This is a genomic window from Microbulbifer celer, assembly GCF_020991125.1.
GTDB classification, from domain to species: Bacteria; Pseudomonadota; Gammaproteobacteria; order Pseudomonadales; family Cellvibrionaceae; genus Microbulbifer; species Microbulbifer celer.
Genome location: NZ_CP087715.1, coordinates 788,952 through 801,514, shown reverse-complemented (window position 1 = coordinate 801,514; position 12,563 = coordinate 788,952). Strand labels below are relative to the sequence as shown.

14 protein-coding genes are annotated in these 12,563 nt (G+C 58.7%); all 14 read right to left on the bottom strand.

Features of this window, described 5'->3' with window-relative positions:
* Positions 1–58: 58 nt before the first annotated feature.
* Positions 59–1,321, bottom strand: coding sequence for a histidine--tRNA ligase (gene hisS / locus LPW13_RS03125; RefSeq protein WP_230437993.1), 1,263 nt, complete (start codon positions 1,319–1,321; stop codon positions 59–61).
* Between the two features lie 167 nt (positions 1,322–1,488).
* Positions 1,489–2,610, bottom strand: coding sequence for a flavodoxin-dependent (E)-4-hydroxy-3-methylbut-2-enyl-diphosphate synthase (gene ispG, locus LPW13_RS03120; protein WP_230437992.1), 1,122 nt, complete (start codon positions 2,608–2,610; stop codon positions 1,489–1,491).
* A 166-nt stretch (positions 2,611–2,776) separates the two neighbouring features.
* Positions 2,777–3,787 carry a RodZ domain-containing protein gene (locus tag LPW13_RS03115; RefSeq protein WP_230437991.1) on the bottom strand — a complete coding sequence of 337 codons (1,011 nt, stop codon included), beginning with the start codon at positions 3,785–3,787 and terminating at the stop codon, positions 2,777–2,779.
* Positions 3,777–4,568 carry a type IV pilus biogenesis/stability protein PilW gene (gene pilW / locus LPW13_RS03110; RefSeq protein ID WP_230437990.1) on the bottom strand — a complete coding sequence of 264 codons (792 nt, stop codon included), beginning with the start codon at positions 4,566–4,568 and terminating at the stop codon, positions 3,777–3,779. Before pilW ends, LPW13_RS03115 begins: the two co-directional genes overlap by 11 nt.
* An 89-nt stretch (positions 4,569–4,657) precedes the next feature.
* Entirely contained in the window at positions 4,658–5,806 is a 1,149-nt protein-coding gene (rlmN, locus tag LPW13_RS03105) for a 23S rRNA (adenine(2503)-C(2))-methyltransferase RlmN (protein ID WP_230437989.1), read from the bottom strand.
* Between the two features lie 129 nt (positions 5,807–5,935).
* Positions 5,936–6,361, bottom strand: coding sequence for a nucleoside-diphosphate kinase (ndk, locus tag LPW13_RS03100; protein WP_230437988.1), 426 nt, complete (start codon positions 6,359–6,361; stop codon positions 5,936–5,938).
* Positions 6,362–6,609: 248 nt separating this feature from the next.
* Positions 6,610–6,804 carry a Fe-S cluster assembly protein IscX gene (gene iscX / locus LPW13_RS03095; protein ID WP_230437987.1) on the bottom strand — a complete coding sequence of 65 codons (195 nt, stop codon included), beginning with the start codon at positions 6,802–6,804 and terminating at the stop codon, positions 6,610–6,612.
* Between the two features lie 11 nt (positions 6,805–6,815).
* Positions 6,816–7,154, bottom strand: coding sequence for an ISC system 2Fe-2S type ferredoxin (gene fdx / locus LPW13_RS03090; RefSeq protein WP_230437986.1), 339 nt, complete (start codon positions 7,152–7,154; stop codon positions 6,816–6,818).
* Between the two features lie 58 nt (positions 7,155–7,212).
* Positions 7,213–9,090, bottom strand: coding sequence for a Fe-S protein assembly chaperone HscA (hscA, locus tag LPW13_RS03085; RefSeq protein ID WP_230437985.1), 1,878 nt, complete (start codon positions 9,088–9,090; stop codon positions 7,213–7,215).
* A gap of 9 nt (positions 9,091–9,099) precedes the next feature.
* Positions 9,100–9,624 carry a Fe-S protein assembly co-chaperone HscB gene (hscB, locus tag LPW13_RS03080; RefSeq protein ID WP_230437984.1) on the bottom strand — a complete coding sequence of 175 codons (525 nt, stop codon included), beginning with the start codon at positions 9,622–9,624 and terminating at the stop codon, positions 9,100–9,102.
* 74 nt (positions 9,625–9,698) lie between these two features.
* Positions 9,699–10,022, bottom strand: a complete 324-nt coding sequence (gene iscA / locus LPW13_RS03075) for an iron-sulfur cluster assembly protein IscA (protein ID WP_230437983.1) — start codon at positions 10,020–10,022, stop codon at positions 9,699–9,701.
* Positions 10,023–10,061: 39 nt separating this feature from the next.
* Positions 10,062–10,466 (bottom strand): Fe-S cluster assembly scaffold IscU, encoded by a 405-nt coding sequence (gene iscU / locus LPW13_RS03070; RefSeq protein ID WP_230437982.1) that lies wholly within the window; start codon positions 10,464–10,466, stop codon positions 10,062–10,064.
* A 46-nt stretch (positions 10,467–10,512) separates the two neighbouring features.
* Positions 10,513–11,727, bottom strand: a complete 1,215-nt coding sequence (locus LPW13_RS03065; RefSeq protein WP_230437981.1) for an IscS subfamily cysteine desulfurase — start codon at positions 11,725–11,727, stop codon at positions 10,513–10,515.
* 120 nt (positions 11,728–11,847) lie between these two features.
* Entirely contained in the window at positions 11,848–12,333 is a 486-nt protein-coding gene (iscR, locus tag LPW13_RS03060) for a Fe-S cluster assembly transcriptional regulator IscR (RefSeq protein WP_230437980.1), read from the bottom strand.
* Between the last annotated feature and the right edge of the window lie 230 nt (positions 12,334–12,563).

The window sequence follows — 12,563 nt, the reverse complement described above, 5'->3', positions numbered from 1 at the left end:
TTTATTCGCCTTATTCTCTTAAATCAGAAACTCGAAAATCTTTTCAGCCGCAGGCCACTCAAGCCTGCAGCACTTTTGCCAGTTCAGACAGGGCGACCGTCTGCTGCTCGGCATCGGCGCGCAGGGATTTGACCGTCACCTGCCCCGCCGCTGCTTCATCTTCCCCGATGATCAATGCGTAATCGGCATTGCTCTTGTCGGCTTTTTTCATCTGGCTCTTGAAGCTGCCACCCCCGCAGTGGGTCTGCAGCCGCAACCAAGGCAACTCACTGCGCAGCTGCTCTGCCGCTGCCAGGGCGGCCGATTGTACATCACCCACGGCCACCAGATAGGCGTCTACCTGTTGATTGAGGGTTTCCGGCAGCACCTCAAGGGTTTCCAGCAGCAACACCAGGCGCTCTACACCGAGACCGAAGCCCACCGCCGGGGTGGATTTGCCGCCCATCTGTTCCACGAGGCCATCGTAACGGCCGCCGGCACACACGGTGCCCTGGGCGCCGAGGCTGTCGGTCACCCACTCGAAGACGGTTTTGCCGTAGTAGTCGAGACCGCGTACCAGGCGCGGATTGATCTCGTAAGCCACGCCCGCCGCATCCAGGAATGCCTTCAGCTGCTCGAAGTGTGTTTTGGATTCCTCATCGAGGAAGTCCAGTAGACAGGGCGCACCGGTCAGCAGTTCCTGAGTCTGGGCATTTTTACTGTCGAGAATACGCAGCGGGTTGCGCTCCAGGCGGCGCTGGCTGTCTTCATCCAGCTGGTCTTTACGCGCAGTCAGGTATTCCACCAGCGCGTCGCGATAGGCGGCGCGGCTCTCACTGTTGCCCAGGGAGTTCAGCTGCAGGGTGACGTGCTCGGCCACGCCCAGCTCTCGCCACAGGCGCGCGGTCATCATCAGGATCTCGGCGTCGATGTCGGGGCCTTCAATGCCGAAGACCTCCACCCCAAACTGGTGGAACTGGCGCAGGCGTCCCTTCTGCGGGCGCTCGTAGCGGAACATGGGGCCGAAGTACCACAAGCGCTGGGGCTGGATCAGCAGATTGTTCTGGATCGCCGCACGCACGGTGCCAGCGGTGCCTTCGGGGCGCAGGGTGACGCTGTCGCCGCTCTTGTCGTCGAAGGTGTACATTTCCTTCTCGACGATGTCGGTCGCCTCACCCACCGCGCGGGCAAACAGCTGGGTGGCCTCCAGCAAAGGGGTGCGGACTTCACTGTAGCCGTAGCGGGCGAAGAGTTCGGAGAGAGTGCTTTCCACATACTGCCACACCGGAGACTGGGTGGGCTGCAGGTCGTTCATGCCGCGGATGGCGCGAAGTTGTTTCAACGGTAATCCTTAACGTCTGTTCTATCGTCATGCTGGATCCCGGATCAAGTCCGGGATGACGGAATATCTAAAATTTTACGGTGTCGTCATGCCGGGCTCGATCTGGTACCGGGATGACGAGGCTTATTGGATTGGCATACCGACGCACGCACGTCGACATCCCTAAATTAATCAATGGTTTCTTTGGCGATGATCTGCGCTTCCTGGGCCTCTTTGGCTGCGGCTTTTTCGCGAATCAGCTGTTCCAGATCATTCACCAGATTGTCGTTATTGAATTTGCGGTCCGGCTGGCCATCTACATAGATTGCGTGGCTCGGCGTACCGCCGGCGAGGCCGACGTCCGCTTCTTTTGCCTCACCCGGGCCGTTGACGATACAGCCAATCACGGCCACATCCAGCGGGGTGGTGACGTCTTCCAGGCGGGTTTCCAGCTCGTTCATGGTTTTCACCACGTCGAAGTTCTGGCGCGAGCAACTGGGGCAGGCAATAAAGTTGATGCCCTTGGTGCGCAGGCGCAGGCTCTTTAGCAGATCCCAGCCCACCTTCACTTCTTCCACCGGGTCGGCGGCGAGGGACACCCGCAGGGTATCGCCGATACCGTCCAGCAGCAGCGCGCCGAGACCGATGGCGGATTTTACCGTGCCCGAGCGCAGACCACCGGCTTCGGTGATGCCCAGGTGCAGGGGCTGCTCGATCTGAGTGGCCAGCTTGCGATAGGCGGCGGTGGCCATAAAAATATCAGAGGCTTTTACACTCACCTTGAAGTCCTGGAAGTTGAGGCTGTCCAGGATATCCACATGACGCAGGGCGGATTCCACCAGTGCATCCGGGGTGGGCTCGCCGTATTTCTTTTGCAGATCTTTTTCCAGGGAGCCGGCGTTGACGCCGATCCGGATGGGGATATTCAGATCGCGGGCCTTGTCGACCACCGCGCGGATACGCTTCTCGCGGCCGATATTGCCGGGGTTGATGCGCAGGCAGTCCACACCCAGGTCCGCCACCCGCAGAGCGATGCGGTAATCGAAGTGGATATCCGCTACCAGCGGCACATTCACCTGCTTCTTGATCTCGCCGAAAGCCTCGGCGGCGTCCATGGAGGGCACGGAAACCCGCACGATATCGGCACCGGCCTGCTCCAGGCGGAGAATCTGGGCGACGGTGGCATCCACATCACAGGTTTCGGTATTGGTCATACTCTGCACCGAGATCGGCGCACCGCCGCCAACCGGCACATTGCCCACCATGATCTGGCGCGATACGCGGCGAACTATGGGTGACTCAAATTGCATAGCGTAAACCTTGCGACTGTCTGGCCTGACGGGTCGATGGGCGCCGTCACGGACCGGATAAAAGGTGATGAAAAACGGGTGGGATTATAGAGAGATTGGGCGCAAACCTACAGAGGCTGCGCCCTTTGGAGACGATCTAAGGTAAAAAACCGGGCAGAGCCGCCGATCAACCACCCACGGTGAGCTTGCGGGTGCGGCGATTGCCACGCGGGGCGCTATCGACCACTTCACCCTGATAGCTGACCGTAGTACCGGCGGCGTTACCCAGCATCAGGCTGAATGGCGCCTCGCCGGACAACTCGACACGGGAGCCCGCTGGCTGCAGCTTCGCCAGCAGCTTGTCGCCTCGGGCATCGCTCACCTCGACCCAGGATTCCTCGGAAAATACCAGCGTCAGCTCCGCGCCACCCATAACTGGTGCTGATTCTTCTGGCGCTGGCGCCTCTGACTCTTCAGGTGCGGCCACTTGCGAATCCACAACCGGTACGACCGGCGCGCTAGCGACCGCATCGGCGACCGCCTCACTGCCCCCCTCTTCCGGCGCCGAGGCGGGATCAACGGCCAATTCGGGTTCGGGCGACAGCGCCTCGCTATCCGGATTTGTGTCCTCGACAGCGACAGAGGCTTCCGCTGCGGTACTGAATGGTTCGACTGACGCGACGGGCTCTTGTGCCATCGCCACCTCTTCTGCCATCACTGGCTCTGCAGACGACGTCGATGCAAACTGCTGCGTGCCCGACTGCCCCTGGGCGAACCACCAGTAGCCGCCACCGACGGTAATCAGTGCCACCAGCGCCACCGGGGCAAACCGGATTCCGCCGGTGCCACCGCCAGCGCCGACGACCGGGCCTTTGGCGGGCGCGACCAGCGGCTCGCTTTCCGCAGGCAGGCGCTGCTCAAATGCGGCCAGTACCGGCGCAGGATCGAGTTTCAGCTCTTTGCACACATTGCGGATATACCCCTTCGCATAGGTCGCACCGGAGAGTCGCTCGTAGTCGTCCTGTTCGAGGTGATCGAGCTTGGTAGCCGTCATGCACAGGCGCGCTGCCAACTCTTCCTGGTTCAGGCCTGCCGCTTCACGGGCCCGAATCAGCTGTTGGCCGGGACTCAGGTCCGCGCCGCTTTCGGTGGCTTCAGAGAGGTTTGCGGGAGAAGTGTTGGATTCATTACTGCGCATTTTCGGCCACCATCTTCTGATACTTCAGCGTTTCCGCCGAATAGGGAAAGAGGTTCTTCAGCGCCAGCGCGTAACTCCGCTCCTTGTCGCGATTGCCGAATATCTTTTCGATACGGATTCCCAGCCATAGCGACTTCGGATTCTGGCGACTCTCTGCGTTGTAGCGGTCCAGATAGTGCTTGGCCTGGGGATAGTCCCGCCCGTCGAACTTCAGCTCGGCCAGCTCCAACAACGCCACAGGCAGATCAGGATTCAGCGACAGCGCACGTTTGAACGCATCCTCGGCTGCCTGGGTGTTACCCATCCGCAACTCTGCACGGCCCAGGTTGGCCAGCGCATAGGAACGGCGGTTATAGCGCAGGTCTTCCGAGGCTTCCTCAAACTGTTCGCGGGCATCCTCATAGCGCTCCTGCTGATACAGGAACACGCCGTAGTTCACCCGCGCCATGGAAAAATCGTCGTCGTAGCGCAGGGCCTTGCGAAAATGGTCTTCTGCGACAGAGGTTTCGCCATCGGCCTGATACAACAGCGCGAGGCCGTGGTGGGCTTCGGGATCTCTCTTGCCGAGCTTGAGGGCTTCGAGGAAGTGATGGCGGGCCATCTCGCGGTTTTCATCACCGCTTTGCAGATAGCGCAACCCCAGCTGGATGTGGGTCTTGCGGGCCTTATCGATATTGACTTCGGTACCGCCGGGGCCGGTTGTTACACAACCTGCCAGCAGCAGAGACAGTAGTAGTCCGGCGATGAGGGCCGGACCGGGAATTCTTGCTAACACGAGCATCACCTTGTTGTTATCGGGTGCGTACAGCGATCGCACGCCGCATCCATTCGGCGAAGCCCGGAGCGCCTGCTCTCGTGACCCGATTCAGGTCAGGCCTGGCCGACGATGCGCACAGGGCGCTCGGCATTGGCATTGCGGTAGCGCTCGGAACGTCGGGTGCGGTCGTTTACCTGACCGGCCAGCTGACCACAGGCCGCGGCGATATCATCACCCCGGGTGGTACGCACGGTTACGGTATAGCCTTTGTCCAACAAAATCTGTTGAAAACGTCGCAAAGCGTTGTTGCTGACCCGCTGATAATCGGACAGCTCGAACGGATTGAAGGGTATCAGATTTATCTTCACCGGCACATCGCGCAGCAGTTCAGCCAACTGTTCCGCATGCTCCGGGCGATCGTTCATCTCCCGGATCATGGTGTACTCGATGGTCATCTTGCGATGAGTATCCGGCATGCTCTCGATATAGCGTTTGGCGCTGTCGAGCAGCATGGCGATGGGGTATTTCTTGTTGATCGGTACCAGCACATTGCGCAGCTCATCGTTGGGCGCATGCAGGGAGATGGCCAGGCTCACATCGGTCACCTCAGCGAGGCGATCCAGCGCCGGCACCACACCGGAAGTGCTCAAGGTAACCCTGCGCTTGGAGATGCCGTAGGCATTGTCTTCCATCATCAGGTTCATGGCATCGACCACATTGTCGAAGTTGAGCAGGGGCTCACCCATACCCATCATTACCACGTTGGTCACCTTGCGCGGGCCGTTCGGCTGCAATTGGCCGAAAGATTTACACGCAATCCACACCTGGCCGATGATCTCCGCCGCGTTCAGGTCGCGGTTGAAGCCCTGCTTACCAGTGGCGCAGAAGCTGCAATCCAGCGAGCAGCCCACTTGGGAAGACACACACAGGGTGCCGCGCTCGCCATCGGGGATATAGACAGTCTCGATCACATTGCCGCCGGCGACCTCGATCAGCCACTTGCGGGTACCGTCGGTAGAGTCCATCTGCTTCAGGACTTTGGGGGCACGGACCTCGGCAATCTCCGCCAGCTTGGCACGCATGGCCTTACTGACATTGGTCATCTGCTCGAAATCGTCCACGCCATTCTGGTGAATCCACTTCAGCACCTGCACTGCACGGAAGCGCTTCTCACCCAGACCGGCAAAGAAATCCGTCAGCTTGTCGACGGACAGGCCCAGCAGATTCACTTTTTCCGTTTGTGCGGTTTGTACTTCAGTCATGGATTCACCTTGCACCTAGCTCGATGCGGATATTCGGAATTTCGTCATCCCGGACTTGATCCGGCATCCAGCAAACTGGATCCCGGCCTTCGCCGGGATGACGATATCAGGGGCCGGAAGCCCCGGAAATTAACGTGCGCAGATTTCTTCCGCAGAGAAGAAGTAGCTCACTTCACGCTCGGCAGATTCCGGAGAGTCGGAACCGTGTACCGCGTTGGCGTCGATGCTCTCGGCAAAGTCTGCACGGATAGTGCCAGCTTCGGCTTCTTTCGGGTTGGTCGCGCCCATCAGGTCACGGTTGGCCTTGATGGCGTTCTCGCCTTCCAGCACCTGAACCACAACCGGACCGGAAGTCATGAAGCCAACCAGATCTTTGAAGAAAGGACGCTCTTTGTGCTCGGCGTAGAAACCTTCAGCTTTCTCCTGAGACAGCTGAACCATCTTCATCGCAACGATGCGCAGGCCCGCTTTCTCGAAACGGCTCTCGATTTCACCGATGACGTTCTTGGCGACGGCGTCAGGCTTGATGATGGACAGGGTACGTTCCACGGCCATGGTTTTCTCCATTTTCTAGGTTTTGTGAAAAATTTATCTTGAATCAGATACGAAAAGAGCAACTTTCGTTGCTCTTCCCTGAATTCTCTTAATGCACAGACTGGCGATTAATTAACCAGCCAAGCCTGCGGAGCGCGGATTATACGCGCTGTGGGGCCAAGTTTGTACTCTATTCGATAACACCCTGCAGAACGGTTGATGTGAAGGCAGCCCCCTGCAGCGGTGCCGCCACCAAATCAACTTAAAACCTACCTGCTCTCTTCGATCCATGCCGCCTGAATGGCTTCCAGGATCTTCTCGCCACAGCGGTCGGGATCGTCATCAAATTCCGGCAGCTCTACCACCCACTTGCGCAGGTCCACAAAATTGACCGACAGCGGGTCCACATCCGGATGGGTATCGCACAGTTCGATGGCAATATCGTGAATATCCGTCCACTTCATACTCGCAATCCTCAGTGTTTTTCCGAAACCTGGTTAATGGTGTACTTGGGGATCTCCACCACCAGATCTTCCTCATCCACCAATGCCTGACAGGACAGCCGCGATTCCGGCTCCAGGCCCCACGCCTTGTCCAGCAGATCCTCTTCCAGCTCGTCCGGCTCCCCCAGGGAGTCAAACCCCTCGCGCACAATCACGTGACAGGTAGTGCAGGCGCAGGCCTTTTCACAGGCGTGCTCGATCTCCACACCATTCTTCAGCGCCGCATCACACACGCTGATCCCCGGCTCCACTTCGATCACTTTCCCCTCCGGGCAAAGTTCTTCATGGGGTAAAAATACGATCTTCGGCATGGTTAAAAACCCTGTTCAACTAATTCTCACATTGACCACTGCTTACCGGTCAAACGGCTTACTGATCAAACTCATCCAGCTTGTGCCCCTGCATGGCGCGCTTGATGGACTTATCCATGCGGCGCGCGGCATAGGGCTCAGAGAGCGTATTCAGTTCCTCGATACGGCGGTGAACCTCATCCGCGGTACCGCCATTGTGCGCCAGGCGCAACGCCTCCATGGCCCGCTCCAGTTCGTTCAGCTCATCTTCGCTCAGCAGTTCCGCGCCGTCTTCCTGCAGCGCCACGAGCATGGCCTCCAGGGTGCGCTCCGCTTCCACCTGTGCCTCGCGCAGGGCACGGGCAGTCACATCCTGCTCGGCATTGGCGTAGGAGTCCTGCAACATGCGGGTGATATCGGTATCGTCAAGGCCGTAGGACGGCTTCACGGTAATCTCCGCCTGTACCCCACTGCTCTTTTCCATCGCAGTGACAGACAGCAGGCCGTCCGCATCCACCTGGAAGGTCACGCGGATGTGCGCTGCGCCGGCCACCATCGGCGGAATGCCGCGCAGCTCGAAACGGGCCAGGGAGCGGCAGTCGCTCACCAGTTCGCGCTCGCCCTGCACCACGTGAATCGCCATCGCGGTCTGGCCGTCTTTGAAGGTGGTGAACTCCTGGGCCTTGGCCACCGGGATGGTGGTGTTGCGGTGAATCAGTTTTTCCGTCAACCCACCCATGGTTTCAATGCCCAGGGACAGGGGAATCACATCCAGCAGCAACAGATCTTCGCGGGACTTGTTGCCCACCAGCACGTCCGCCTGCAGCGCCGCACCGATGGCCACTACCTGGTCCGGGTCAATATCCGCGTGGGGTTTGCGACCGAAAAAGTCTTCTACCTGCTCACGTACCCGCAGGGTTCTGGTAGAACCACCCACCAGTACCACTTCGGCGATTTCTGCTGCATCCAGGTCTGCGTCGCGCAGCGCGCGCTTGCAGGCGCGCAGGGTTTTGTTGATCAGCGGGTCCAGCAGCTCGGCAAGTTTTTCGCGGCTCAGTTCACCAGACCAGTCGCCGTAATGGACGGCGACCGATGCCTGTGCCGCCAGCGCTTCTTTCGCCGCACAGGCCACATCCAGCAGTTTGCGCTGGGCCGACACATCGTGATCGGTGCCGAGGCCGGCCTCCACGGCAATCCACTCCGCCACCACGCGGTCGAAGTCGTCACCGCCAAGGGCGCTGTCGCCACCGGTGGAGAGCACTTCGAACACACCTTTGGACAGGCGCAGGATAGAAATATCAAAGGTCCCGCCACCGAGGTCGTACACGGCGATGGTCTTGTCCGCCACATCGCTACCGTCGTCGGCTTTGTCCAGGCCATAGGCCACGGCCGCAGCGGTAGGCTCGTTCAACAGGCGCAGTACATTCAGACCCGCAAGTTTGGCGGCGTCTTTAGTGGCCTGGCGCTGGGCCTCATCAAAGTAGGCCGGCACTGTGATTACCGCACCGTCGAGATCGCCACCAAGGGAGTCCGCACCGCGCTTGGCCAGCCGCTTGAGAATTTCCGCAGACACCTGCACCGGGTTGACCGCGCCGGCGACGGTTTCAATGGACGGCATGCCGCCAGTATCTTCGGCGAAGGTATAAGGCAGTTGGTCACCGAAGCTTTTGATATCTGCAAGACCACGCCCCATAAAACGCTTGATCGAAATCAGCGTGTTGTACGGGTCCTCACCGGCGGCATCGCGGGCCACTTTGCCCACCTCGATGCCCCCCTCGGTGTAGCGCACCGCGGATGGCAGGATCACGCTGCCGTCTTCCGCCGACAGTGCCTCGGCACTGCCGCTGCGCACCGTGGCCACCAGGGAGTTGGTGGTACCCAGGTCGATACCCACCGCGCGCTTGCGCTGATGTGGTTCCGGGGTCTGGCCGGGTTCGGAGATCTGTAGTAATGCCATAGGTCTCTATCAGTCCAGTAAATCTTCTTCGAGCTGTTCGATTTGACGCTGCAGTTTGGCGAGAAACTGCAGCTTGAGGAGGGCGCTTTTGGCCTCGTCCAGCGCGTTGGCGGTGAGCGCGTCGGCGAAAATACGCTGCTGGGTATTGAACAGGTCCGCGCTTTCGCTGTTCAGTGCATCGAGCTCCGACTCCGGGTCGGCGGCATCGCGCACCTCTTCGAGACGTTCGCGCAGTATCATCTGCTGCATCAGGAATTCGCCATCGGCAGTGGTCTGCTCAGGGTTGATTTCCACTCCGGCCAACTTCAACAGGTAAGCCGCGCGCGCCACCGGGTCCTTGAGGGTATTGTTGGCCTCATTGATCTGCGCCGCATACTGCATGGAGAGGCGCTGCTCGCGCTCGGACTTGGCGGCAAAGCGGTCCGGGTGAAATTCCTGCTGCAACTCGCGGTAACGGGCCGCCAGTGCTTTGCGGTCCACCTCGTAGGAAACGGGCAGGCCGAAGATTTCAAAGTGATTCTGTTGCAGTTCCATATCAGAGTCCCAGATAACAAAAAGGCCGGTATGCACCTGCGCACCCGGCCTTCTGCTGCCAGAAAGAATCCCGTTTATACGTGGAAGCTTTCGCCACAGCCGCACTCATTCTTGACGTTGGGGTTTTTGAAGGCAAAACCTTCGTTCAACCCCTCTTTGACAAAGTCCAGCTCGGTGCCGTCGAGGTAGGCCAGGCTTTTCGGATCCACCACCAGCTTTACCGGGCCGGCGTCAAACACCGTATCTTCCGCTTCCGCGTGATCCACGAACTCCAGTACATAGGCCATACCGGAACAGCCCGCGGTTCTCACACCGACGCGAATACCGATGCCACTGCCACGGCTGACCAGTTGCTTCTCAACGTGGGCCCGTGCCGCTTCTGTCATGGTGATTGCCATAACCGTTGACTACTCCTTACCGCTCAATTGCCGTTTTGATCAGCCCGCGGCTTCTTCAACCTTGTCACCGCGCTTTTCGCGGATATTGCTCACCGCCGCCTTGATGGCGTCTTCCGCCAGCACGGAGCAGTGAATTTTTACCGGCGGCAACGCCAGCTCTTCGGCGATCTCGGTGTTTTTGATTTGCGCCGCCTCATCCAGGCTCTTGCCTTTTACCCATTCGGTCAGCAGGGAGCTGGAAGCAATCGCGGAACCACAGCCATAGGTTTTGAACTTGGCGTCTTCGATGATGCCCTGATCATTCACCTGGATCTGCAGGCGCATTACGTCACCACAGGCCGGTGCGCCGACCATGCCGGTACCCACATTCTCCGCTTTGTCGTCCATACGGCCAACGTTGCGGGGATGCTCATAGTGGTCAATTACTTTATCGCTATAGGCCATGACTATACCCTCTCAAAATTCGTTTCCGTTGCTGCAAAACTGCAGCTTAGTGTGCCGCCCACTCGATGGTGCTGAGATCAACACCATCCTTATACATGTCCCAGAGTGGCGACAGCTCGCGCAGCTTTTCAACTGCCTTCCTTACTTCTTTGGCCGCAGTATCCACATCCTGTTCCGTGGTAAAGCGCCCAAAACTGAAGCGCAGGGAACTGTGAGCCAGCTCGTCATTCACGCCCAGCGCGCGCAGCACATAGCTGGGCTCGAGACTGGCGGAAGTGCACGCAGAACCGGAGGAGATCGCCAGGTCCCGCAAGGACATGATCAGGCTTTCCCCTTCTACAAACGCGAAACTCACGTTCAGATTGCCCGGCACTCGCTGCTCGATGGAGCCATTGATGTGCACCTCTTCCATATCCTTGATCTGATTCCAGAAGCGGTCACGCAGGGAAACCATGCGCTTGGACTCTTCCGCCATTTCCTCTTTGGCAATGCGAAAGGCTTCGCCCATACCCACGATCTGATGGGTAGGCAGGGTACCGGAACGCATACCGCGCTCATGACCACCGCCGTGCATCTGGGCCTCAATACGTACACGCGGCTTGCGGCGTACATACAAGGCACCAATACCTTTGGGACCGTAGACTTTGTGCGCAGAGAAGGACATCAGGTCCACCTTCAGCTCGCCCAGGTCGATATCGATTTTGCCCGCACTCTGGGCCGCATCCACATGGAAAATGATCTTACGCTCGCGGCACAGCTCGCCAATTGCAGCGATATCGTTGACCACGCCAATCTCGTTATTGACGTGCATCAGACTGACCAGGATGGTGTCTTCACGCAGGGCTTCCGCTACCTGCTCCGGGTAGACGATGCCGTCTTCCTTCGGATTCAGGTAGGTGACCTCAAAGCCTTCACGCTCCAGTTGGCGACAGGTATCCAGTACCGCCTTGTGTTCAATTTTGGAGGTAATGATGTGCTTGCCGCGGCCCTGATAGAAGTGCGCAGCGCCCTTGATCGCCAGATTGTCGGACTCGGTCGCACCGCTGGTCCAGACGATTTCACGGGGATCGGCATTGACCAGCTCTGCCACCTGACGGCGGGCTTCTTCCACCGCCTCTTCCGCCTTCCAGCCAAACAGGTGGGAACGGGAGGCCGGATTACCGAAGTTACCTTCCATGGTCAGCTGCTCCGCCATAATCTTGGCGACGCGCGGATCCACTGGGCAGGTAGCCGAATAATCCAGGTAAATGGGAAGCTTCATAGTCATCTATCTCCAATCGCTGACAGCCTGCCAGCGCCTACTTCAAATTTCCGTTCGTCAACTTACTGGACATCAACAGCCAGTTTCAGCAGCGCCCGCCTTCAACAGGGCGGCAGCACCTTACTGCAAGCTACCGAGCACCGCCACTCTCTCCTCAACACTCTCTTTACCGCGCTGAGCCTGGCGTCGGGCAACTTCCTTGACCTCGGCGCGCTGCACCAGATCCGCGAGACTGATTCCATCGAGAAAGCTGTGAATCTGCTGACTGAGGTCTGTCCACAGATAATGGGTCAAACACTGTTCGCCGCCGGAGCAATCACTATTGCCGCCACAACTGGTGGCATCTACGGACTCGTTGACTGCGTCGATGATTTCCGCCACACAGATATCTTCACCTCTGCGAGCCAGGCGGTAGCCGCCACCAGGACCGCGTACACTGGAAACCAGACCGGACTGCCGCAGACGGGAGAACAGCTGCTCCAGATAGGAGAGCGAGATATCCTGGCGCTTGGAAATGTCCGCCAGACTAATCGGGCCGCCTTCTGCGTGCAACGCCAGGTCCAGCATGGCTGTGACCGCATACCGCCCCTTGGTTGTCAAACGCATAACTGCCCTCCTCTGTACCCCTCACCCTGCAGGCTTCATTGCACTACTTGCATTGTTGTGCGGGGTGATTCGGGGCGCGAGTATGGAATAACCCACCACTTCAGTCAAGTATATAGCCGAGTAGAACGGTCGGGTATTTGACAGTTTTTTAGACTGCCTGATTATCCAGAGAGCGCAGAAAATTATGAAAACAATCGATAATGAGAAACTTTCTCATAAAGTGTGCCGCC